At 74.2% G+C, this 21,895-nt stretch carries 20 protein-coding genes and 2 pseudogenes; 9 read left to right on the forward strand and 13 right to left on the reverse strand.

The features are described from left to right. Positions 1–21 precede the first annotated feature (21 nt). A complete protein-coding gene (locus AC0OLQ_RS13385) occupies positions 22–1,248 on the reverse strand; it encodes a PucR family transcriptional regulator (protein ID WP_484531570.1) in 1,227 nt (408 codons plus the stop codon). An 83-nt stretch (positions 1,249–1,331) separates the two neighbouring features. Between AC0OLQ_RS13385 and AC0OLQ_RS13390 the strand changes: the two genes are divergently transcribed. The 5 genes from AC0OLQ_RS13390 (at position 1,332) to AC0OLQ_RS13410 (ending at position 8,386) form a co-directional block, all read left to right on the forward strand. Then, the gene (locus AC0OLQ_RS13390) at positions 1,332–2,423 is read left to right on the forward strand and encodes a ferredoxin reductase (protein WP_484531571.1); all 1,092 of its coding nucleotides are present in this window, start codon (positions 1,332–1,334) and stop codon (positions 2,421–2,423) included. Positions 2,424–2,439: 16 nt separating this feature from the next. After that, complete coding sequence (locus AC0OLQ_RS13395; RefSeq protein ID WP_484531572.1) at positions 2,440–3,582, forward strand: fatty acid desaturase family protein; 1,143 nt, start codon at positions 2,440–2,442, stop codon at positions 3,580–3,582. Between the two features lie 241 nt (positions 3,583–3,823). Then, the gene (locus AC0OLQ_RS13400) at positions 3,824–4,996 is read left to right on the forward strand and encodes an alanine--tRNA ligase-related protein (protein ID WP_484531573.1); all 1,173 of its coding nucleotides are present in this window, start codon (positions 3,824–3,826) and stop codon (positions 4,994–4,996) included. 76 nt (positions 4,997–5,072) lie between these two features. Next, positions 5,073–6,545, forward strand: coding sequence for an ATP-binding protein (locus AC0OLQ_RS13405; protein ID WP_484531574.1), 1,473 nt, complete (start codon positions 5,073–5,075; stop codon positions 6,543–6,545). 23 nt (positions 6,546–6,568) lie between these two features. Continuing rightward, positions 6,569–8,386 (forward strand): acyl-CoA dehydrogenase, encoded by a 1,818-nt coding sequence (locus AC0OLQ_RS13410; RefSeq protein WP_484531575.1) that lies wholly within the window; start codon positions 6,569–6,571, stop codon positions 8,384–8,386. Positions 8,387–8,401: 15 nt separating this feature from the next. Here the strand turns inward: AC0OLQ_RS13410 and AC0OLQ_RS13415 are convergent, their stop codons facing one another. After that, positions 8,402–9,055, reverse strand: coding sequence for a class I SAM-dependent methyltransferase (locus AC0OLQ_RS13415; protein WP_484531576.1), 654 nt, complete (start codon positions 9,053–9,055; stop codon positions 8,402–8,404). A gap of 149 nt (positions 9,056–9,204) precedes the next feature. On the opposite strand from AC0OLQ_RS13415, the gene AC0OLQ_RS13420 reads away from it, so the two are divergent. Beyond that, positions 9,205–9,498, forward strand: a complete 294-nt coding sequence (locus AC0OLQ_RS13420; protein ID WP_484531577.1) for a hypothetical protein — start codon at positions 9,205–9,207, stop codon at positions 9,496–9,498. A gap of 24 nt (positions 9,499–9,522) precedes the next feature. Here AC0OLQ_RS13420 and AC0OLQ_RS13425 read toward each other — a convergent pair whose 3' ends face one another. Beyond that, the gene (locus tag AC0OLQ_RS13425) at positions 9,523–10,419 is read right to left on the reverse strand and encodes an RNA polymerase sigma-70 factor (RefSeq protein ID WP_484532342.1); all 897 of its coding nucleotides are present in this window, start codon (positions 10,417–10,419) and stop codon (positions 9,523–9,525) included. A gap of 211 nt (positions 10,420–10,630) precedes the next feature. On the opposite strand from AC0OLQ_RS13425, the gene AC0OLQ_RS13430 reads away from it, so the two are divergent. After that, a complete protein-coding gene (locus AC0OLQ_RS13430; RefSeq protein ID WP_484531578.1) occupies positions 10,631–11,116 on the forward strand; it encodes a carboxymuconolactone decarboxylase family protein in 486 nt (161 codons plus the stop codon). A gap of 89 nt (positions 11,117–11,205) precedes the next feature. Here the strand turns inward: AC0OLQ_RS13430 and AC0OLQ_RS13435 are convergent, their stop codons facing one another. The 3 genes from AC0OLQ_RS13435 to AC0OLQ_RS13445 all read right to left on the reverse strand — a co-directional run bounded on the left by AC0OLQ_RS13435 (position 11,206) and on the right by AC0OLQ_RS13445 (position 13,962). Continuing rightward, on the reverse strand, positions 11,206–12,885 hold the full coding sequence (locus AC0OLQ_RS13435; protein ID WP_484531579.1) for a long-chain-fatty-acid--CoA ligase: 1,680 nt from the start codon (positions 12,883–12,885) through the stop codon (positions 11,206–11,208). Between the two features lie 116 nt (positions 12,886–13,001). Further along, positions 13,002–13,178: a hypothetical protein gene (locus AC0OLQ_RS13440; protein WP_357341118.1), complete on the reverse strand. Its 177-nt coding sequence runs from the start codon at positions 13,176–13,178 to the stop codon at positions 13,002–13,004. Between the two features lie 70 nt (positions 13,179–13,248). Further along, complete coding sequence (locus AC0OLQ_RS13445; RefSeq protein WP_484531580.1) at positions 13,249–13,962, reverse strand: polyamine aminopropyltransferase; 714 nt, start codon at positions 13,960–13,962, stop codon at positions 13,249–13,251. Between the two features lie 164 nt (positions 13,963–14,126). Here AC0OLQ_RS13445 and AC0OLQ_RS13450 point away from each other — a divergent pair, with 164 nt between their 5' ends. Further along, a complete protein-coding gene (locus AC0OLQ_RS13450; protein ID WP_357341180.1) occupies positions 14,127–15,131 on the forward strand; it encodes a zinc-binding dehydrogenase in 1,005 nt (334 codons plus the stop codon). Positions 15,132–15,168: 37 nt separating this feature from the next. Here AC0OLQ_RS13450 and AC0OLQ_RS13455 read toward each other — a convergent pair whose 3' ends face one another. The 5 genes and pseudogenes from AC0OLQ_RS13455 to AC0OLQ_RS13475 form a co-directional block, all read right to left on the reverse strand. Beyond that, entirely contained in the window at positions 15,169–15,777 is a 609-nt protein-coding gene (locus AC0OLQ_RS13455; protein WP_484531581.1) for a methyltransferase domain-containing protein, read from the reverse strand. After that, a pseudogene (locus AC0OLQ_RS13460) lies at positions 15,716–16,604 on the reverse strand (sulfite exporter TauE/SafE family protein). Before AC0OLQ_RS13460 ends, AC0OLQ_RS13455 begins: the two are co-directional and overlap by 62 nt. Next, positions 16,604–17,167, reverse strand: coding sequence for a rhodanese-like domain-containing protein (locus tag AC0OLQ_RS13465; RefSeq protein ID WP_484531582.1), 564 nt, complete (start codon positions 17,165–17,167; stop codon positions 16,604–16,606). The pseudogene AC0OLQ_RS13460 and the gene AC0OLQ_RS13465 overlap by 1 nt, the downstream one beginning before the upstream one ends. A 77-nt stretch (positions 17,168–17,244) precedes the next feature. Further along, positions 17,245–18,642, reverse strand: a pseudogene (locus AC0OLQ_RS13470) (MBL fold metallo-hydrolase). A gap of 129 nt (positions 18,643–18,771) precedes the next feature. Further along, positions 18,772–19,041 carry a metal-sensitive transcriptional regulator gene (locus tag AC0OLQ_RS13475; protein WP_484531583.1) on the reverse strand — a complete coding sequence of 90 codons (270 nt, stop codon included), beginning with the start codon at positions 19,039–19,041 and terminating at the stop codon, positions 18,772–18,774. Between the two features lie 138 nt (positions 19,042–19,179). Between AC0OLQ_RS13475 and eccB the strand changes: the two genes are divergently transcribed. Further along, positions 19,180–20,562, forward strand: coding sequence for a type VII secretion protein EccB (gene eccB, locus AC0OLQ_RS13480; RefSeq protein ID WP_484531584.1), 1,383 nt, complete (start codon positions 19,180–19,182; stop codon positions 20,560–20,562). Positions 20,563–20,632: 70 nt separating this feature from the next. Here the strand turns inward: eccB and AC0OLQ_RS13485 are convergent, their stop codons facing one another. Beyond that, entirely contained in the window at positions 20,633–21,238 is a 606-nt protein-coding gene (locus AC0OLQ_RS13485) for a class I SAM-dependent methyltransferase (RefSeq protein WP_357341135.1), read from the reverse strand. Positions 21,239–21,280: 42 nt separating this feature from the next. Continuing rightward, positions 21,281–21,883 carry a phosphatase PAP2 family protein gene (locus tag AC0OLQ_RS13490; protein WP_484531585.1) on the reverse strand — a complete coding sequence of 201 codons (603 nt, stop codon included), beginning with the start codon at positions 21,881–21,883 and terminating at the stop codon, positions 21,281–21,283. Positions 21,884–21,895 lie beyond the last annotated feature (12 nt).

The raw sequence follows: 21,895 nt of genomic DNA on the forward strand, positions 1-21,895 counted from the left end.
CGTGGCGGTGAGCAGCGGTGCTCAGGCGGCCTCCGGCGGGGTGGGCGGGACGGCCAGGGCGATGGTGAGGGCGAGCACCGTGGCCGGTTCGTGGAGGCGGTCGCCGTACAGCTCGCGGAGCTTGCCCATCCGGTAGCGGACGGTCTGCGGGTGGACGAACAGGTCGGCCGCCACGTCCTCGCGGCGGCCCTGGTGCAGCAGCCAGGAGCGCAGTGTCTCGGCGAGCCGGTGCGCGGTGGCCGGGGGCAGGGCGGCGAGCGGCGCGAGGGCCTGCGCGCGCAGGTCGGCCAGGGCCTCCGGGTCCATGCTGAGCAGCAGCTCGGCCAGGTGGTCCTCGGTGTCGACCGGCCCGGCGTCCGGTTCGCCGAGGCCGAGGGCGAGCGCCCGGGTGGCCCGCTGGTAGGAGGCGGCGACCCGGTGCCACGGCCGGGCCGGTCCGAGCACCGCCCGGTGCCCGAGCAGCAGTCGGGTGAGTTGGCGCCGGCGGGCGCCGTGGGTGTCCGGGACCAGCAGGACGGCCAGTTCCTCGGCGGGGTCCATGCCGGGCAGGTCCTCGCCGCTCTCCAGAGTGTGCGGATTGAGCAGGGCGAGCACCGCGCGCAGGTTGCGGCGGGGCAGGAGGACGACGGTGAGGGTCTGCGGCAGCGGCCAGTCGGCCCGTTCGGCGCTGCGCCGCAGGATCTCCTCCGGTTCCCCGGCGAGCAGTTGCTGGATCAGGCGTTCCATGTTGCGGCTGCGGGCCCGGCCCGCGCTGGCCAGCTCGTCGGCGTGCCCGGCCACGCTGGCCGCGGAGAGCTCGTCGATGTAGGCGAACATCAGCTCGGCGAACTCGGCCACCGTCTCGGCGGCCAGCCCGCTGCGCACCGTGGTGGCGGAGACCTCCCGCCAGGCCACCCGGGCTCCCACCCGGTACGCGGCCAGCAGGGCGTCCATGCTGCGCCCGGAGCGGGCCTCGCCGCTGCCCAGCGCGTACGCGGCCTCCAGGGCCGGGGCCAGCGGGGTGCTCGGGTCGGTCAGCTCTGCCCCTTCGATGAGCTGGAAGAATGTACCCAGCGCGATGCGTACCGCGTTCTCGATCTTCTCCCGCATGGTGCCGGTGAGGGCGCCGGAGTAGTCGGGGACCTCGGCGGTGATCGCGCTGACGGTCCGCTCTGCCACCACGGGCAGCCCGTCGCGCAGCCGGGCCGCCACCCCCGCGTCGAGTTCGAGGTGGGCGGCGCGATAGTTCGGCACGGACTCGTCGGACAACTTGTTCTCCCCGAACAAAAACCTGCGGCTGTTTCACCTTTGGCGGTCAAGATGTTATGCGATCACGCAGTCACCCTGGTGATATGACCACAACTGCCCCCCGCCACCCCCAGAAGGCCACCTTCCGGGACAGATTGCTGCGGCTGGCCGGCGCGGTCACCACCCCGCTGTTGCCGGGGGACTACCTCGACCTCGTCGCGCCGCTGCGCGCCGGTGCTCCGCTGCGCGGCCGGATCGTCGAGGTCCGCCCGGAGACCCGGGACGCCGCGACCGTGGTCATCCAGCCGGGCCGAGGGTGGCAGGGGCACCTGCCCGGACAGTACGTGCGCCTCGGCGTGGACGTCGACGGGGTGCGCCAGTGGCGGGCGTACTCGGTCACCTCGGTGCCCGGCGCCGCGGACCGCCGGATCACCGTCACCGTGAAGGCGATCCCGGACGGCAAGGTCAGCAACCACCTGGTCCGCCGGATCCGGCCGGGCACGATCGTCCAGCTCGACCAGGCGCAGGGCGACTTCGTCGTGCCCGGGGCGACCCCCGGACAGGTCCTCTTCCTCACCGCCGGCAGCGGCATCACCCCGGTCATGGCGATGCTCCGCGCCGGCCTGCCCGGCCGGGCCGACGTGGTGCTGGTGCACTCGGCGCCGACCCGCGACGACGTCATCTTCGGCCCGGAGCTGCGGGCGCTCGCCGGGTCCGGCGCGCTGCGGCTGGTCGAGCGGCACACCGACACCGACGGCCTGCTCGGCGTCGACGAGCTGGCCGACCTGGTGCCCGACCACCTCGACCGGCAGGCCTGGGCCTGCGGGCCGATCGGCATGCTCGACGCGGTTGAGGGGTACTGGGAGTCACACGGGCTCGCCGACCGGCTGCACACCGAGCGGTTCCGGCCCACCGTGATCTCACCGGGGGAGGGCGGCACCGTGACGTTCACCGGGGCCGGCGTGACCGTCGAGGCCGACGGGGCCACCCCGATCCTCGACGCCGGAGAGGCGGCCGGCGTGCTGATGCCGTCCGGCTGCCGGATGGGGATCTGCTTCGGCTGTGTCGTCCCGCTGCGCGAGGGCGCGGTGCGCGACCTGCGCAACGGGGACCTCACCACCGCCGTCCCCGGCGACGGCGTGCTCATCCAGACCTGCGTGTCGGCGGCCGCCGGTACCTGCGACATCGAACTCTGACAGGAGGCCACCCGACGTGACCGTGATCCAGAAGAAGGCCGACAACCCGATCGCCCACCTCACCGCCGCGGACATCGAGATCATCGGCAAGGAGCTGGACGCGATCCGGGACCGGGTGATCGCCGACCGGGGCGAGCGGGACGCCCGCTACATCCGCAAGGTGATCAAGACCCAGCGGACGCTGGAGATGAGCAGCCGGGCCGTGCTGCTCTTCTCGCTCTTCCCGCCGGCCTGGATCGTGGGCACGGCCGGCCTCGCGGTCGCCAAGATCCTCGACAACATGGAGATCGGGCACAACGTCCTGCACGGGCAGTGGGACTGGATGCGCGACCCGAAGATCCACTCCACCACCTGGGACTGGGACCACGTCTCCCCGCCCGAGCAGTGGAAGCACTCGCACAACGAGCTGCACCACCGGTACACCAACGTGCTCGGCAAGGACAACGACCTCGGGTACGGCATCATGCGGGTCGACGAGGACCAGCCGTGGCACCCGATGTACCTGGGCCAGCCGTTCTACAACTTCCTCAACGCCTGCTTCTTCGAGTACGGCATCGCCGCGTACGACCTTGAGCTGGGGGAGAACCTCAAGAACGGCCGGCACAAGGACCCGGCGTTCCGGGCCCGCGCCAAGGCGGTCGGTCGCAAGATCCGCCGCCAGGTGCTCAAGGACTACGTGCTGCACCCGCTGCTGTCCGGCCCGTCGTTCCTGTCCACGCTCGCCGCCACCTTCACCGCGAACCTGATCCGCAACCTGTGGAGCCACTCGGTGATCATGTGCGGGCACTTCCCGAACGGCGTGGAGACCTTCGAGAAGACCTCCATCGAGGGCGAAACCCGCGGCGAGTGGTACCTGCGGCAGATGCTCGGCTCGGCCAACATCAGCGGCCCCCGGCTGCTGCACATCATGACCGGCAACCTGTCGTTCCAGATCGAGCACCACCTTTTCCCCGACCTGCCGAGCAACCGCTACCAGGAGATCGCCCCGCAGGTCCGGGCCCTGTTCGACCGGTACGGCCTGAAGTACACCACCGGCCCGCTGCCCAAGCAGGTCGCCTCCGCCTGGTGGAAGGTGATTCGGCTGTCGTTGCCGAACCGGCGCTCCGAGCGCCGGCAGCCGGTGGCCCCGGCCTCGCTGGTCTCCTCCGGCACGGCCTGACCGGTCGCCGCCCACCGGGATATTCCGGTGGGCGGCACCGCCGCCGATCGGCTACGGTCGTAGGCATGGACCTCAGGCGCAGCACCACCGCCGCAGCCGCGCGAGCTTCCCGCTCGCCGGTTGCCGCCGCCTGACCTGCCCAATTCCCGCCGGCGACCGAAAACGGTCCGCCGGCGTCGTCGTGTCACGCCACCGCCCGCGCGGCGGACCGTCCGGTCGTCCCCACCGGAAGGCCCGTGCCATGACACCCGACCAGATCGTCCGCACCTTCGTCGACCACTACCACCGCCGGGGCCACCGGGACGCGCCGGAGAGCTCGCTGATCCCGCCGCCCGGCGATTCGGTCCTCTTCACCACCTCCGGCATGCACCCGCTCACCCCGTACCTGCTGGGGCGCCCGCACCCCGGCGGCCGGCGGCTGGTCAACGTGCAGCGCTGCCTGCGCACCACCGACCTGGAGGAGGTCGGTGACCGCACCCACCTGACCGTCTTCGACATGCTCGGCTCGTGGTCGCTCGGCGACTACGACATCGCGACCAGCCTCCGCTGGGGGTACGAGCTGCTCACCGACGGTTTCGGCATCGACCCGGGGCGGCTGCACGCCACCGTCTTCGGCGGCGACGACCAGGTCGGCCCGGACGAGACCGCGCTCGCCACCTGGACCGGGCTGGGTGTGCCGGTCGAGTCGAACGGCGCGGAGAACTGGTGGTCCAACGGCCCGACCGGCCCGTGCGGGCCCGACTCGGAGATCTTCGTGTGGACCGGGGACGGCCCGCCGGTCGGCACCCCGGGCACCGATGAGCGCTGGATGGAGGTCTGGAACCACGTCCAGATGCGCTACCACCGGCACTCCGACGGCCAGCTGACGCCGCTGCCGATGTTGAGCATCGACACCGGAATGGGTCTGGAACGCCTGGAGATGGTGCTGCGCGGCGGCCGGTCGGTCTTCGAGGGCGCCGGTCTGACCCCGTGGGTGGACGCGGTCCGCGACCTGTGGGACCTGCGCGGCGAGGACCTGCGGGTGGTCGCCGACCACCTGCGCTCCGCGGTGGTCGTGCTCGGCGACGGGGTACGCCCCGGCAACACCGGCCGCGGCTACGTGCTGCGCCGGCTGGTCCGGCGGGCGCTCACCGTGCTGTGGCGGGACGACCCGGCGCGTGGCCTGACCGACCTGCCGCTCGACGCGTACGGCGACACGCTGGGCCGGTTCCGGCAGGAGGCGGAGGTGGGCCCGCTGCGCGAGCTGCTGCTGGACGAGGAGCGGCGGTTCCGCGGGCTGCTCGGCCGGGGCCGGCCGCTGGTCGACCGGGTACGCGCGCGGGGGCCGCTGACCGAGCGCGACTACCACTGGCTGCACGACACGCACGGGCTGCCCCGGGACCTCGTCGACGGCCTGCTCGCCGAGGCGGGCTGACCGGCGTCGGTGGCCGCCGCGGTGACCCGGTGTCAGACTCGGCAGCGGAGACCGCCGCAGCGAGGGATGTGGTCGCATGACGGGGTACGAGGTCCGGCCGGACGTGGAGACGGTGACGCTGCTCGGCGCCCGGGTCACCGTCACCGACGCCGCGGCGCTGCTCGCCGCCGCCCAGGACGGGCCGGTGGAGCTGCTGGCCGGCGCCGACTTCCCCGCGCCCGTGCGGGAGGTGCGCTGCACCGTGCGCGCCGACAGCCGGGACGGGCGGCCGGTGCACCGCTTCGAGGCGTACCTGCGGGCGGACGGCCCGCTGCCCGCCACCGGCCTGCTCGCCCTCGGCCTGGCCGGACCGGTCGGGCTGCTGATCGCCCAGCGACTCGCCGCGAAGGGCGGCGACGGGCCGGCCGCCGCGGTCGGCCGGGTGGCGGCCGAGGCCGGGCGCCGGCTCGGGCTGCGTCCCGCCGGGACCGCGCTCGCCGAGGCGCCGCGTGACGCGGCCGGCCGCGCGGTGCTGCGCGCCGCCGAGGAGGCCGGCCTGCGGCCGGAGGTAAGCCACGACGGCGGGACGGTGCGGGTGCGCGCCGAGGTGCCCAGCGTCGAGGTGACGCCGGCGCACCTGACCGCCGCGATCGGGGTGGTGCTCCAGGCCGTCCGCGAGCTGGCCGGCGACACCCCGGAGCCGACGTTGCTGCGCGGCCGGTCGTACCCCGTGGGTCACCGCGCGGCCGCGGCGGTGCCGCGCAGCGCGGCGGTGACCCTCGACCAGGTCGGCGGCCTGGCCGAGGTGGTCGCCCGGTTCCGCGAGGTCGCGGTGTCGTTCCGCCACCCGGGGGCGATGGCCCGCTGGGGGGCGCGCCGGCCGCAGGGCATCCTGCTGTACGGCCCGCCGGGCACCGGCAAGACCATGCTGGCCCGGGCCCTGGCCAACGAGATCGGCGCGGACTTCGTGGAGATCCGCACCCCGGAGATCCTCGACAAGTTCCTCGGCGGCTCTGAGCGCAACATCAAGCGGATCTTCCGGGAGGCGCGTCGCTATCGGCGGCCCACCGTCATGCTCTTCGACGAGTTCGACAGCATCATCAGTTACGCGGGCGCCGGTGGCGACGCGGCCAGCCAGGCGGTCAACGCGGTGGCCGGGATCTTCAAGCAGGAGATGAACACGCTGTTCGAGGAGAACCCGGATGTCATCGTGGTGGCCACCACCAACTTCCCGCAGCGGGTGGACGCCTCGTTGACCCGCTCCGGCCGCTTCGATCTCAAGATCGCCATTCCGGCGCCGGACGAGGCCGGCCGCGCGGAGATCCTCGCCAAGATGATCCGGGAGCTGATCGACCGGCACGAGCGGCCCGGCTTCCGGATGTTCGCCGCCGACGTCGACCCGGCCGCGCTGGCCGCCGTCACCCCGGGCCTCACCGGGGCCGACCTGCGGGAGGTGCTGCGGCGGGTGCAACTCGCCAAGGCGCTCCGGGAAGCGACGGAGGGTGCGCCGCCCGCCCCGATCAGTCAGGATGACCTCCGAGAGGCCGTCGCCGGGCTGCGCCGCGGCTGAGCACGGCCGACGGAAGGAGACCTGTGTCGTCGTCGACCCTGCTGTCCCGTCGCGATCTGGCGTTCCTGCTGCACGACTGGCTGGACGTCAGCCGGCTGACCGAGCGGCCGCGCTACGCCGAGCACTCGCGGGAGACCTTCGACGCGGTGCTGGACCTCGCCGCGCAGGTCGCCGCCGAGCGGTTCGCCCCGCACAACCGCGCCGCCGACGCCGCCGAACCGAGCTACGACGGGCAGCGGGTCCGCACCCTCCCGCAGGTCAAGGCCGCCCTGGAGGTGTTCGCCGGCACCGGCCTGCTGGCCGCCACCATGGACGAGTCGGTCGGCGGGATGCAGTTGCCGCACGCCGTGGCCGCCGCCTGCTTCGCCTGGTTCCAGGCCGCCAACGTGGCCACCGCCGCCTACCCGTTCCTCACCCTCGGCAACGCCAACCTGCTGCTCGCCCACGGCAGCGCCGAGCAGATCGACACCTGGGTCCGGCCCATGGTGGAGGGGCGGTTCTTCGGCACCATGTGCCTCTCCGAGCCGCAGGCCGGCAGCTCGCTGGCCGACATCACCACGCGGGCCGAGCCGCAGGACGACGGGACGTACCGGCTGGTCGGCACCAAGATGTGGATCTCCGGCGGCGAGCACGACCTGGCCGAGAACATCGTCCACCTGGTGCTCGCCCGGATCCCCGGCGGGCCGCCCGGGGTGAAGGGCATCTCGCTGTTCATCGTGCCGAAGGTGCTCCTCGACGCCAACGGCGCGCTCGGCCCGCGCAACGACGTCGTGCTGGTCGGTCTCAACCACAAGCTGGGCTACCGGGGCACCACCAACACGCTGCTCAACTTCGGCGAGGGCGTGCACCGCCCGTACGGGCGGCCCGGGGCGGTCGGCTACCTGGTGGGGGAGCCGCACCAGGGGCTGGCGCAGATGTTCCACATGATGAACGAGGCGCGTATCGGGGTGGGCGCCGGCGCCACCGCGCTCGGCTACACCGGCTACCTGAAGTCCGTGGCGTACGCCCGGCAGCGCCCGCAGGGCCGCCCCGCCGCCGACAAGGACCCGACCGCGCCGCAGGTGCCGATCGTGGCGCACGCCGACGTACGCCGGATGCTGCTGGCGCAGAAGAGCTACGTGGAGGGCGCCCTCGCCCTGATCCTCTACTGCGGGCGGCTGCTCGACGAGGAGAAGACTGCCCCGGCCGAGGCCGACCGCAGCCGGGCGCACCTGCTGCTGGACCTGCTCACCCCGATCGCCAAGAGCTGGCCGTCGCAGTGGTGCCTGGCCGCCAACGACCTGGCCATCCAGGTGCACGGCGGTTACGGCTACACCCGCGACTACGACGTCGAGCAGCATTGGCGGGACAACCGGCTCAACCCGATCCACGAGGGCACCCACGGCATCCAGGCGCTCGACCTGCTCGGCCGCAAGGTCACCATGCACGGCGGGGCCGGCCTGGAGCTGCTGCTGGAGACCATCCGGGCCACCGTCACCCGGGCCTGGAAGGCCGAGGGCGAGGCGGCCGAGCTGGCCGGCCGGCTCGGCGCGGCGGTCGACCGGATCGCCGTGGTGACCCGCCGGCTGCACGGCGCCGGCGACCCGGAGCTGGCCCTGGCCAACGCCAGCGTCTACCTGGAGGCGGTCGGGCATGTGGTGATCGCCTGGATGTGGCTGGAGCAGTTGCTCGCCGTCGAGGCGCTGGGCAGCCCGGACGGCCCGGACGGCGACTTCCTCGCCGGCAAGCGGCAGGCCGCCCGGTACTTCTTCCGCTACGAGTTGCCCCGTACCGGCCCGCAGTTCGACCTGCTGGAGAGCGTGGACCGAACCACCCTGGACACCCGGGAGGCCTGGTTCTGACCGGCCGCGGAGGGCCTAGGAGGCGCGGCGCGCGAGCAGCGTGGAGTCGTGGATGTCGAGCGTCTCGCCGTCGCGGGTGACCGTCCGCGGCCGCTGCTCGACCACCAGGGCCTCGAAGTCGTCCGGCAGGCCGGGCAGCAGCTCCTCGGCGACGAACATGGCTCGGCGGTGGCTGGCGGTCAGATGGGGGAATCCCTCGGACGGCGCGTGGCCGACGACGAGCAGGTGCCCGCCGGGCGCGACGGCGCCGGCCAACCGGCGGGTCACCTCCACCATCCCGCCGTCCGGTGGGTGCAGGAAGTGGCTGGTGACCAGGTCGTAGGACCGGCCGTCGGCCGCGAAGGTCCGGGCGTCGACCTGCCACCAGTCGGTGCGGTCGGCGACCCCGGCCTGCTCGGCGTGCCGGGCGGCGCGGGCGAGGCCGTTGGCGGAGAAGTCGGCGCCGGTCACCCTCCAGCCCTGGCGGGCCAGCCAGATCACGTCGCCGCCCTCGCCGCAGCCGACGTCGAGCGCGGTGCCCGGCGTCAGCCCGGCCACCTCGGCGACGAGCTGCGCATTGGGGTTACCGCTCCAAATCTTCTCCTCGCCGGAGTACCGCTCGTCCCAGCCCGGCGGCTCGAACAGGGCAGCCGCCTCCTCCTCGGTGGGGTGGTGTCCGTGTCCACTCATGAGGCGGCTTCCTCCCGGTGCTTTGCGGCGGCGGCCGCGGCGATCAGGTCGTAGGACTGGTTGACGTCCATGCCCACCAGCATCCTGAGCGCCGCTGGTGCCGACAAACTTTCTTGCTGCTTCGGCAAATCTCGCTGAGAATATGCGCCATGAGCGGCGACGTACCCCTCGAGGTGAGCGCCCTGGCGATCAACGTCACGATCCCCGAGGGACTCCGCTGGACCGATACCCGGCGAGGTGAGGAGTTCACCCTGACCACGCTCAACGTCCGGCTCCTCCCCGACGGTCGCCTCGCGGCGAAGGCCTACGGCCGACCGACCGCCGGCGGCCGCGGCACCTACGTCTCGTTCCCCGTGCCCGACCGGCCCGAGCTGATGGCCCTGGTCGACCGGGCCGCCAGCCGCGCCGGTGCGCTGTGGGCCGCGCACCGCGGTCTCGGCTGAGCGGTCGGCTGCGCGGGCCACCGCTCAGCGGCGCAGGGTGGTCTCCCGCTGCATGTGCGACAGCTTGTCCGGATTGCGCACGGCGTAGAGCCCGGTGATGAGGCCGTCGTCGATGCGCACCGCCACGACGGTGTCGATCTCGTCGTCCTGCCGGAAGATCAGCGCCGGGTAGCCGTTGACCTGCGCCGGCCCCAGCGACATCGTGCCGGCGACCCGGCCCAGTCCGGCGACCAGCAGGCGGGCCACCTTGTCGGCCCCCACGACGGGCCGCAGGACGGCCTGCTTGACTCCGCCACCGTCACCCAGGAGGACGACATCCGGCGCGAGGATGTCGAGCAGGCTCTGCAGATCGCCCGTCTCGGCCGCCCGCTGGAACGCCTGGAGCGCGTCGCGGGTCTCGGCCTGGGAGACGACCCCGCGCGGCCGGCGCGCCGCGACGTGGGCCCGGGCCCGGTGCGCGATCTGCCGGACCGCGGCCTCGCTCTTGTCGACGGCTCCGGCGATCTCGTCGTAGGCCAGGTCGAACACCTCACGCAGCACGAACACCGCCCGCTCGGTCGGCGTGAGCGTCTCCAGCACCAGCAGCATCGCCATCGACACGCTGTCGGCCAACTCGACGTCCTCGGCCACGTCGGGCGTGGTCAGCAGCGGCTCGGGCAACCAGGAGCCGATGTAGGACTCCTTGCGGCGGCCCAGCGTACGCAGCCGGGCCAGGGCCTGGCGGGTGGCGATCCGCACCAGGTACGCCCGCTGCTCCCGCACCGTGTCGAGATCGACGCCCACCCACCGCAACCAGGTCTCCTGCAGGACGTCCTCCGCGTCGGCGGCCGAGCCCAGCATCTCGTAGGCGACGGTGAACAGCAGGTTGCGGTGGGCCAGGAACGCCTCGGTGGCGGAGTCCATGCGGTCGTCCTGGCTCATGCCCCCGCCGCGATCGTCGGGCGCGGTCCGCGACGTGCCGGCCATGCGGATCTCCTCTTCGCTCTCGACTGTGTCACCCACCAGATGCCGGGCCCCGCCGTTCTGTGACACACAGACCCTAGTGGCGTGCGTCACGTGACCGAGCTGTCACAGGGATCGGGCCGCCGGCATCTCGTGTTCGTCCAGCGCCACACGGAGAGAGGACGACGTCGTGGAAGCCCGATTCAACCTGTTCGAGAACGAGATCGCCGCCAAGTTCGCCAAGCGGTTCGCGAACACCGGCCTGGTGCTGCACCAGTCGCCGCTGCCGAAGTCGACGCAGGAGCTGGTGTCGCTGCGGGCCAGCCAGATCAACGGCTGCGGTTGGTGCATCGACATGCACACCAAGGAGGCCGCGGCCGCCGGCGAGAGCGCGGTCCGGCTCAACCTGGTCGCCGCCTGGCGCGAGTCCACCGTGTTCACCGAGGCGGAACAGGCGGCGCTGGCGCTCGCCGAAGAGGGCACCCGGCTCGCCGACGCCCACCAGGGCGTCTCCGACGAGACCTGGGCCCAGGTGCGCAAGCACTACGACGACGACCAGATCGCCGCCCTGGTCTGCCTGGTCGCCCTGATCAACGCGGCCAACCGCCTTGCCGTGATCGTGCACCAGAAGGGCGGCTCCTACGAGGCCGGCATGTTCGCCAGCATGACGAGCTGATCGGCGACGGGTCCCGGCTCGGCCCGGGATCGTTCGATCCGGGCCGGGACCGGTGCCCAGTCATGGCGCCCCGCGTGTGATGCCGGTGGTCAGCCCTCGGCGAGCAGCCGGTCGCGCACCTCACGGCGGAGGACCTTGCCGATCTGCGAGCGGGGCAGGTCGTCAACCACCACCACCCGGCGGGGCACCTTGTAGCCGGCGAGGTGCTGCCGGCAGGCGGAGCGGACCGAGTCCGGGCCGGCGCCCACCCCCGGGTCCAGCACCACGGCGGCCACCACCTCCTCGCCGTCCCCGGTGGGCAGGCCGACCGCGGCGGCCTCGCGGACGCCGGGGATCCGGCACAGCGCCTCCTCCACCTCGGACGGGTAGACGTTGAACCCGCCCGTGATGATCAGCTCCTTGATCCGGTCGACCACGGTGACGAAACCGTCGGCGTCCATGGTGACCACGTCCCCGGTGCGCAGCCAGCCGTCGGGCAGCAGCACCCGGGCCGTCTCGTCGGGCCGGTTCCAGTAGCCGGCGAACACCTGCGGGCCGCGGACCAGCAGCTCGCCGGCCTCGCCGGGGGCGCGGTCCCGGGTCGGGTCCTCCGGGTCGACCAGGCGCACCTCGGTGGAGGGGAAGGGCACCCCGACCGTGCCCGGCCGGCGGGTCGGCGCGACCGGGTTGCCCAGGGTGATCGGCGAGGTCTCGGTCATCCCGTAGCCCTCGACGAGCAGGCCGCCGGTCACCGACTCCCAGAGCTGCACGGTGACCGGGGGGAGCGCCATCGCGCCGGAGATGGCGTAGCGGACGGAGGTGAGGTCGACGCCGCGTTCCCGGGCGGCGGTGGCGAGCCGCGCGTAGATCGGCGGGACGGCGGGCAGGAAGGTGGGCGGGCGGCGGCGCGCCGCGTCGAGCACCTGGTCGAGGTCGAAGCGGGGGAAGAGCACCAGTGTGGCCCCGATGCTCACGGCGAAGGTGAGGCAGAGGGTCAGCCCGTACGCGTGGAACAGCGGCAGCACGGCGTACACGGTCTCCGCGCCGTCGCGCAGGCCGGGCACCCAGGCCCGGCCCTGCGCGGCGTTGGCCCGCAGGTTGCGGTGGGTCAGCACGGCGCCCTTCGGGACGCCGGTGGTGCCGCCGGTGTACTGGAGCAGCGCGGTGTCCCCGGGCCGGGGCGCGGGGTGGTCGGCGGCGAGCGGCGCGGCGTCGGCGACCAGCGTCGACCAGGAGAGTGTGCCGGGGGCCGGGGCGGTCATCGCGGCGCGGGCGGCGCGGACCTTGGGCAGCGGCAGCCGCAGCGCCCAGCGTTTGAGCCGGGGCAGGCCCCCGGTCAGGTCGACGCTCACCACCGTCTCGACCGCGCCCCGCCCGGCGACCAGCGGCGCCACCTTGTCCCACACCACCGCCACCCGGGCGCCGTGGTCGGTGAGCTGGTGGGCCAGTTCGTCGGCGGTGTAGAGCGGGTTGTGCTCGACCACCACCGCGCCGAGGCGCAGCACCGCGTAGAAGGCGACGACGTGCTGCGGGCAGTTCGGCAGCACCAGGGCGACCCGGTCGCCGGGGCCGACGCCGAGCCGGCGCAGCGCCTCGGCCGCGCGGGCCACCTGGTCGGCCAGGTCGGCGTAGGTGGTGGTGGCGCCGTAGAAGTCGAGCGCGACCCGGGGGCCGAACCGGCGGGCCGCGTCGGTGAGCAGGTCCACCAGCGAGCCGGTCGGCTCCGCGATCTCGGCCGGTATGCCGGGGGCGTAGCTGCGGGTCCAGGGCCGCTCCACGGTCGCGTCCATCGCCGTCTCTCCTCGCTGCCGGATGACGGCCCTCAGCCTAACTTAACCCACCGGTAACTTACGTTGCTGAGTTCGTCACACGACGCGAAGCGGGACGGCCGCCGATGCCGGACGAGTCAGCGGCGGCCGGCGGGTCGGTGCAGCACCCGCCGGGTCTTCATGACACCCAGGACGATGACCACGACCAGCACGACCAGGCCGATGATGATCAGCCAGCGGGCCGCCTCCAGCAGCAGCCCGAGCAGGATGAGCACGCCGGCCACGACGCCGACGGTCCAGAGCAACGCCCGCATGGCACCTCCTGCGAGTACGTGGACCGCCCGCTTTCCCGTTCCGGCTCCCGCCATTCCGCCCGCGGCGCGGTCAGTGCCGGGCCACGTACACGGTGTTCGCGGCCTCCCGGCCCTGCAACGGGTTGGGGAAGCGGACGACGTGCGCCACCGACGTCGGGAACACCTCGGTCAGCGTCCGCTGGAACGCCGGGTCCGGCGGGTCGTTCGACCAGAGCGCGAACACCCCCTCCGGGTGCAGCAGCGCGGCGAGCCGGCGCAGCCCGTCGGCCGTGTAGAAGGCGGCGTGGCTGGGGTGCAGCACCTGGCGGGGGGAGTGGTCCACGTCCAGCAGCACGGCGTGGAACCGCCGCCCCGGCGCCTCCGGGTCGAACCCGTCGCCGCTCGCGACCGCCGCGAAGAAGTCCGCCCGGACGAACCGGGTCCGCGGGTCGGCGGCCAGCCCGGCGGCGAACGGCAGCAGGTCCCGGCGGTGCCAGTCGATCACGTCCTCGATCGCCTCGACCACCACCAGCGAGCGCACCCGGGGATCCTCCAGCGCGGTGCGCGCCGTGTAGCCGAGGCCGAGCCCCCCCACCACCACGTCCAGGGCCTCGCCGGTCATCCGGGCGAGCCCGAGCCGGGCCAGTTCGATCTCCGCGACCGGGAAGAGGCTGGACATCAGGAACTCGTCGTCGAGCTTCACCTCGTAGACGTCGACGTCGAGCGACGGGTCGCGCCGCCGGCGCAGACTGATCTCGCCGATCGGCGTCTCCCGCCAAGCCAGTTCCTCGAAGCGTGCGCCCACGCGGTGGTCCTCTCCGCCGATTCCGTCACGCGATGTTACCGGTACCCCGCCCCGCCGTCGGGCGCGTCCGTTTTTCCGGCGTCGACGGCATCGCCCGGCCCTTCCCGGGTACGCCTGCCGTCGCGGGTCGAGGACGTCGGAGGAAGGAGCCGAGCGTGGCGGAGATGCTGGCCGGACGGCTGCACCTGGCCGAGCGGGCGCTGCGGATGGAGTCGGTGCCGGTGCCCGAGCCGGGGCGCGGGCAGGTGCGGATCCGGGTGGCCGCGGCCGGCGTGTGCCTGTCCGACGTGCACCTGATCGACGGCACGCTGACCCCGACGTACCTGTCCGGGGACGTGGTGACCCTCGGCCACGAGGTCGCGGGCACGGTGGACGCGCTCGGTGCCGGAGTGCGGGGCTGGCAGCCGGGCCAGCGGGTGCTGCTCCAGGCGGGGGAGCGGGACCGGTTCGGCCTCGTGCTCACGCGCGGCGTGGACTACGACGGCGGCTGGGCCGAATACGCCCTGGCCCGCGAGGACACCCTGGTCCCCGTACCGGACCTGCTCCCGTTCGAGCAGGCCTGCATCATCCCGGACGCGGTCTCCACGCCGTGGGCGGCGGTGACCGACACCGCACGGGTCCGGCCGGCGGAGGCGGCCGCGGTGTGGGGTGTCGGTGGGCTCGGCGCGCACGCGGTACAGCTGCTGCTGCTGGTCGGCGCGGCCCCGGTGATCGCCGTGGACCCGCTGCCGGCGGCCCGGGACCGGGCGGTCGCCCTCGGCGCGGACCTGGCCCTCGACCCGAGGGACGACGGCTTCAAGGACGCCATGCTGGAGTTGGTCGGCACCAAGGGGCTCGACGTCGCGTTCGACTTCGCCGGCGTGCCCTCGGTCCGGGAGCAGGCCATGACCGTGCTCGGCCGGCGGGGGCGGCTGGTGCTCGCGGGCATCGCCAACCAGCCGATCAACATTCCGTCGGACAGCCGGTTCAACTACAACCAGCAGGCCGTGCTCGGCCACTACGGCTCAGAGGCGGAACACGTCGGGCAGTTGGTGACGCTCACCGGACTGGGCCGGCTCGACCTGTCAGCGTCAGTCAGCGACGTGCTGCGGCTGGCCGACGCGCCGGAGGCGGTGCGCCGGGTGCACGACAAGGAGGGCAACCCGATCCGCCTGATCCTGCGCCCGTGAGGCGCAGGCCGCCGGCGACCGCAGGCAGCGGGACGCGTCAGTCGGCCGGGCGGGTCGCGACCACGACGGTGTCGAGGGCGTCGACGGTGCCGCCGTCGGTGGTGGCCACCGGGCGGCGGGCCGTCTCGGCGCGCCGGATGTGCAGCCCGGCGAGCCCGTCGACCACCGCCTCCGGGGTGAGCAGGACGGCCGGGTCCTGCGGACCGCCGGTGCCGCCGGTCAGGTTCGCCAGGTCGTGGCCGACCACCACGAGGCTGCCGCCGGGGCGCAGCGCCTGCTTGGCCGCGGCCAGCACCCCGGCGAGGTCGTCGGCGGGCAGGTGCAGGTAGCTGATCAGCACCAGGTCGTAGCTGCCCGGCACCGGCCGGTACGCGGTGACGTCGGCGAGCCGCCACTCGACCGGGACGCCCCGGCCGGCGGCCAGCTCGCGCCCGCGGCCGACGGCGACCGGTGAGAAGTCCACCGCGGTGACCCGCCAGCCCTGCTCGGCCAGCCAGACCGCGTTGCGCCCCTCGCCGGCGGCGAGGTCCAGCGCGGCGCCCGGGGTGAGCCCGGTGACCGACTCGACGACGAAGCGGTTGGGCTCAGCGCTCCACACCAGCCCCGGCGTGCTCGCGTACCGGGTGTCCCAGGCGCTGCTGTCCACTGTGTCTCCTCCTTCGGCGGCCCCTCGCCGCCATGCTGACCGTACCGGCTGCGGCAAGCGCTCCCAGGGCGAGTCCCGCGTACGCGGGCAGCTGCTGCGCGAGGACGAAGACGCCCATCACCACCACGAACCAGCCGAAGACCCGGCGCAGCAGGTCCGCCGGCAGCCGACCGGCGAGGCGCCCACCGGCCAGGCTGCCGAGCACCGCCGCGGCCGTGACCGCACCGGCCAGCCCCCAGTCGAGGTGGACGCTGGACAGATATCCGGCCAGGCCGGCGAAGGACTTCATCGCGATGACCACCAGCGAGGTGCCGACCGCGACCGGCATCGGCAGGCCGCCGAGCAGGGCCAGCGCGGGCACCACCAGGAAACCGCCGCCGGCACCGACCAGGCCGGTGACCAGTCCGACCACGATCCCCTCCAGGGCCACCCGGAACACGGGCAGCTCGTGCGGGGCCGGCGGTCCGCGCCGCCGCGCCGGCCCCGCAGCATGGCGATCGCGGTGGCCAGCATCATCAGGGCGAAGCCGGTGAGCAGCACCCACGCCGGGACGAACGCGGCCAGCCGGCCGCCGGCGTACGCGCCGGTCATCCCGGCCAGCCCGAAGATCAGGCCGGTGCGCCAGCGCACCGGTGGGCCCGGGCGTGCGGCAGCACCCCGACCGCGCTGGTCACGCCGACGACGAGCAGGGAGGTGGCGATGGCCTCCTTGGCCGGGAGGTCGGCCACGTAGACCAGCAGCGGGACCGCGAGGATCGACCCGCCGCCGCCGAGCAGGCCGAGGCTGACCCCGATGAGGACGGCCAGCCCGAGGGTCAGCAGGAGCATCAGCGGGCCTCCCGCAGCTGACCGACGACGGTGTCCAGGTCGCAGCTCGCGCCCCGGTTGTACGGCAGCTTGGCCAGCAGCATGCCCATGGCGCAGGTGTTGGTCAGCGCGGCGAAGGTGAGGCCGCCGCCGATGAACCCGGCGACCCACTTCAGGCCCGGCACGAACACCGAGCCGAGGACGCCGGCCAGCACGATCGAACCGGCGACCAGGCGGACCTGCCGCTCCAGGTCCCAGCGGGCGGCGCCCTGCTTGACCGGCGCGTTCGCGGCCTGCCAGGCGAGCATGCCGCCGTCCAGGACCTTGAGGTTCGGCAGCCCGACCCCGGCGAACGCCTGCTCGGCCTGGGTGGCGCGGGCGCCCGAGCGGCAGATCAGCACCACGTCCTCGTCCAGGTGGTTGCGCAGCTCCGCGCGGTGCTCCTTGAGCAGGTCGAGCGGGACGTTGTAGGCGCCGGGGACGTGCACGGTCTCGAACTCGGCCGGGGTGCGCACGTCGAGCAGGCGGGGGGCGCGGCCGGCGTCGATCAGCTCGCGCAGGGTGGTGGCGTCGGTGGTGTTCATGTCTCCTCGTTCCGGGGGATGGCAGGGCGGGGCGCCGGCCGGCGCGCGGTCGCGCCGGCCGGTGATCGGGTACGGGGTCAGTCCTGGTCGGCCATGGCGATGCCGGCGGCCGCGGCCTGACCGAACCGGTCGTCGATCACGACGACCTGGCGTCCGGCGTTGGCCAGCAGCGACGCCGCGGCGGTGGCGCGGTAGCCGGAGCCGCAGTGCACCCAGACGGTGCCGGCCGGCACGTCGGCGAGCCGTCCGGGCAGGTCGGGCAGCGGGACGTGGACGGCGCCCTCGACGTGGCCGGCCGTCCACTCGTTGGTCATCCGCACGTCGAGCACGACGTCGGGGGCGGGCAGGCCGGCGGGGGTTTCCCCGGATCGGGCCGCCGCCAGGGCGGCGAAGTCCGCCGTCCGCAGCTTCCGAAGCTGCCCCGGCTCGGCCGCCCATCCCTCGGCCGCGCCGGTGGCCTGGGCGGCCGGGCGGTATGCCGGTCCGGACCAGCTCACGCTGGGCGTCGGCGACCTGCTCGGGCGTGTCGGCGAGCAGGGTGATCGGCACGCCCCAGTCGATCAGCCAGCCGAGCCAGGTCGACATCGGCCCGTCCAGGCCGAGGCTGACCGTGCCGGCCAGGTGCGCCGCCGCGTACGCCTTGCGGTGGCGCAGGTCGACCACCCACTCGCCGGCGGCGATCCGCTCGCGCAGCCCGGCCGCGTCGGCGCGGGCGACCGGGGTGAGGTCGACCGGGGCCGGCCCGGCGGCGTTCGCCACGCCCATGTGGGCGTAGTAGGCCGGGTAGGCGTCGAGGCCGGCGAGGGTCTCGGTGACGAACTCGTCGGCGGCGAGCCGCAGCACGGGGTTGGCCTGCTTCTCCCGCCCGATGGTCGAGTCGGCGGCGTCGGCCTGGCTGGCCGAGCAGAAGCTGCCGAATCCGTGCGTCGGCCAGACCTGGGCCCCGTCGGGCAGCAGGTCGGCCAGGCGCCGAGCCGAGGCGTGCTGGTGGTGGGCCAGCTCGTGGGCGTGCCGGCCGCCGAGCAGGTCGGTCCGCCCGGTGGTGCCGAACAGCAGCGAGCCGCCGGTGAACACGCCCGCCGGCCGCTAGTCGCCGCCGGTCGCCTCGTCGAGCACGTACGACAGGTGGTGGAAGGTGTGACCGGGGGTGGCGATCACCCGCAGGCGCAGGGCGTCCGAGACGGGCACCAGGTCACCCTCGTCGACCGGCGTGCGGTCGAAGCCGACCTCGTCGGACGCGGCCACCAGGTAGCGGGCACCGGTGATCCGGGCGAGTTCCAGGCCGCCGGAGACGTAGTCGTTGTGCAGGTGCGCTCCACCACATGGGTGATCCGCACGCCCCTGGCGCCGGCCAGGTACAGGATGCGGTCGATGTCCCGCTGCGGGTCCACGGCGATGCCCACCCGGCCGTCGGAGGCCAGGTAGCTGCGGTCGCCGAGCGAGGACGTCGTGATCACGGTCACGTCCACTGCCATGTGTGGTGCCCCTTTCGTTCCCCGTATACGCCGGGGGGTATATGGGAGGTAGACGTTCACGTCCGCCCGGGTACGGGCGCGGAGTACCCGCGCGCGGCGATCAGGCCACGCGGGCGGCGGTTTGTTCGGTCAGGCCAAGGAGAGGAAGAGCTTTTCCAGCTCCTCCTCCGTCATCTCCGGCTCCTCGCCCCGGTCGCGGGCGGTGGCGCAGTGCCGCATGCCGGAGGCGATGATCTTGAAGCCGGCCCGGTCGATCGCCTTGGAGACGGCGGCGAGCTGGGTCAGGGTGGCCCGGCAGTCCTCGCCGTTCTCCATCATCTCGATGACGGCGTTGAGCTGGCCGCGGGCCCGCTTGAGCCGGGTCAGGGCGTCGCCCGTCAGCTCGGGTCGAAGTTTCATGTGCACCTCCTGGAGCCAAGATACCCCCGGGGGTACCCATTCCGCACCGGACTGAGGCGCGGGCGGACACGGAGGGTCCCCGGGAGGTCGACGGAGCGCTTATCCTGTGCGCCGACGATCGTTCTCGGAAGGGATCCGATGCCGTCCCGGCAGGACCAGCTCCACTCCTACCAGTTCACCGTCCAGCGGGCGGTCGCCGCGCTGGTGATGCGGGAGACCGACCCCGCCCAGTCGCCGTTTCGCCGGTTGGCCGGCGCGGGCCTGGCCAGTGTGCTGGTCGCGGTGATCGCGCTCGGCGGGGTCGCCCTCTACGGCCTGTTCGCCGGCGGTGGCAGCGCCTGGCGCGACCCGGGCGCGGTGATCGTGGAGAAGGAGTCCGGGGCGCGGTTCGTCTACCGCGAGGAGAAGATGCACCCGGTGCTCAACTACGCGTCTGCGCTGCTGGTCATCGGGGCGGAGCGGCCGAAGACGGTGCTGGTCTCCCGCCGCTCCATCGACGGGGTGCCGCGCGGCCTGCCGCTGGGCATCGCCGACGCCCCCGACTCGCTGCCCGCGCCGGGGCGGCTCGCCGGCGGGGCGTGGACGGTCTGCTCGGTCACCGCCGCCGACGCGGGCCGGACGCAGGCCCGGTCCGCGCTGCTGATCGGGCGGGACGCCACCGGTGGCCGGCCCCTCGCTGACCAGGGGCTGCTGCTGCGCCACCCGGACGGCAGCCTGCACCTGCTCTGGCACGAGCGGCGCTACCTGCTCCGCGACACCGACCGCGTGCTCGCCGCGCTGGCCGCGACCCGGGAACGGGCCGTGCCGGTGGCCCCGGCGCTGCTCAACACCGTGCCGGCCGGCGCCGACCTGGCGCCGCCCCCGCTGCGCGATCTCGGCGAGCCCTCCGAGCTTGTCACCGGCGCCACGATCGGGGACGTCTACCTGGTCCGCAACTCCGGCGGCGGCCGGCAGTACGCGGTGGCCGGACGGGCCGGCCTGGCCGGCATCACCGAGTTGCAAGCCGCCCTGCTGCTCGCCCGCACCGGCCAGGGCGACCCGGAACCGATCACCCTCGGCCGGTTCGCCACCCTGCCGAAGCTCCCCGACCTGGTGCCCACCGGGCCGACCGCCCCGCCCGCCGTCCCGCCCGCGCTGGCCACGACGGAGGGTGGCGGGCTCTGCGCCCGGGCCGGCGACGACACCGGCGTACGCGACGTCCGGCTCGGCGCCACCGTGCCGGACCTCTCCACCGCCGCGCGGACGCCGGCCGGCCGGGGCGGGCTGGCCGACCAGGTGCTGGTGGGGCCGGGGCGGGGCGCGCTGGTCGAGTCGGTCGCGGCTCCCGGCGCCACCGGCGGCGCGGTCAGCGTGGTCACCGACCTCGGCCGGCGCTACGTGCTGGCCGGCGGCGAGGTGCCCGGCATGCTCGGCTACGCCGGCGTGCGCCCGGTCCGCCTGCCGGCGGGCCTGGTCAGCCTGGTGCCGGCCGGCAGCCCGCTCGACCCGGCCGCCGCCCGCACGGTCGCCGCCCCGGCCTGACCCCGGTCCGGACCGGTCGCCGTGCGGCCCGGTCCGCCGGCGCCGCCGGCCGGGCGAGCGTCGGGGCGGCTCAGGCCGCCGGCTTGCGGAGCACGGTCACCGCGAACTCCGCGTCGTCGTGCCAGGGGCGCAGGTCCCAGGTGGCGAAGCGGTGCTCGAGGCGGAGCCCGGCGGCCACCGCGTCGGCGTCCAGCCCGGTGACCGGGTAGCCGCGGTCGGTGCCGAAGCCGACCACCACCAGGCCGTCCGGCCGGACGTGCGCGGCGATCCGGGTCAGCACCGCGCGCTCGGTGCCGGGGGCGAGGAACACCATCACGTTGCCGGCCACCACGGCCGCGTCGAACGGCTCGGGCTCGCCCTGCGCGGCCAAGTCCAGCTCGGACAGGTCGGCGACGAGGAAGCGCGGGCCGGGGTAATCGGCCCGGGCGGCGTCGATCAGCGCCGGGTCGGCGTCCACGCCCACCACCGTGTGGCCCCGGGCGGCCAGCGCGGCGGCCACCCGGCCGGTGCCGCAGCCGGCGTCCAGGAGGCGTGCGCCGGGCGGGACGAGCGCGTCCAGCAGCCGGGCCTCGCCGGCCAGGTCCGCCCCTTCGGCGGCGAGCCGGCGGAACCGGTCGATGTACCACTGCGAGTGTCCCGGCTTGGTCTCGGTCACCCAGCGGGTCGGCTTGCCCATGCCACCACGGTAGCTGATCTTGTGGTGGTCGGACCGGGAACCTCAGCTCAGCGCGAGGAAGGCGCCGGTGGCCAGCGGGGCGCCGGCGACGGCCCCGGCCACCACCTGCGGCCAGGTGTGGTCCCGCAGCACCACCCGGGACCAGCCGACCGCGGCCACCAGCAGCCAGCCGACGTGCAGCGCCGGGCCGAACAGCAGCACCAGCACGGCCGTGGTGGCGGCCGCGACCGCGGCGTGGATGCTCAGCTTCCACCAGTGGTTCACCAGGGTGCAGGCCGCGCCCACCACGAAGATCACCACGATCACGGCGAACAGTTCGGCGGGCGCGCGCAACGCCGCCAGCAGGGCCGTCCCGACCGCCACCGAGGCCAGGCCGGTCAGCAGCGGCCGGGCCCGCTGGGTACGGTCGCCGACGTGCCGGTCGGTGAGCCGGCCGCGGCGTACCCCGTGGACGATCACGCCGATCGGGATCACCGCGCAGAACAGCAGCGCCGTGCCGGCCCAGAGCAGGAACTGCTGCGGGGAGCGGCCGACCCGGGCGGCCGCCACCAGCGGCAGGGCGGTCACCAGGACGCCCGGCGCGAGCACCTCGGTGATCAGCCGGGCCAGCCGCCCGCCGGTCGTTCGTTCCCGAGTCGCCCGCACCGGGCCATCCTG

This window comes from Micromonospora sp. Utrum1, assembly GCF_057197805.1.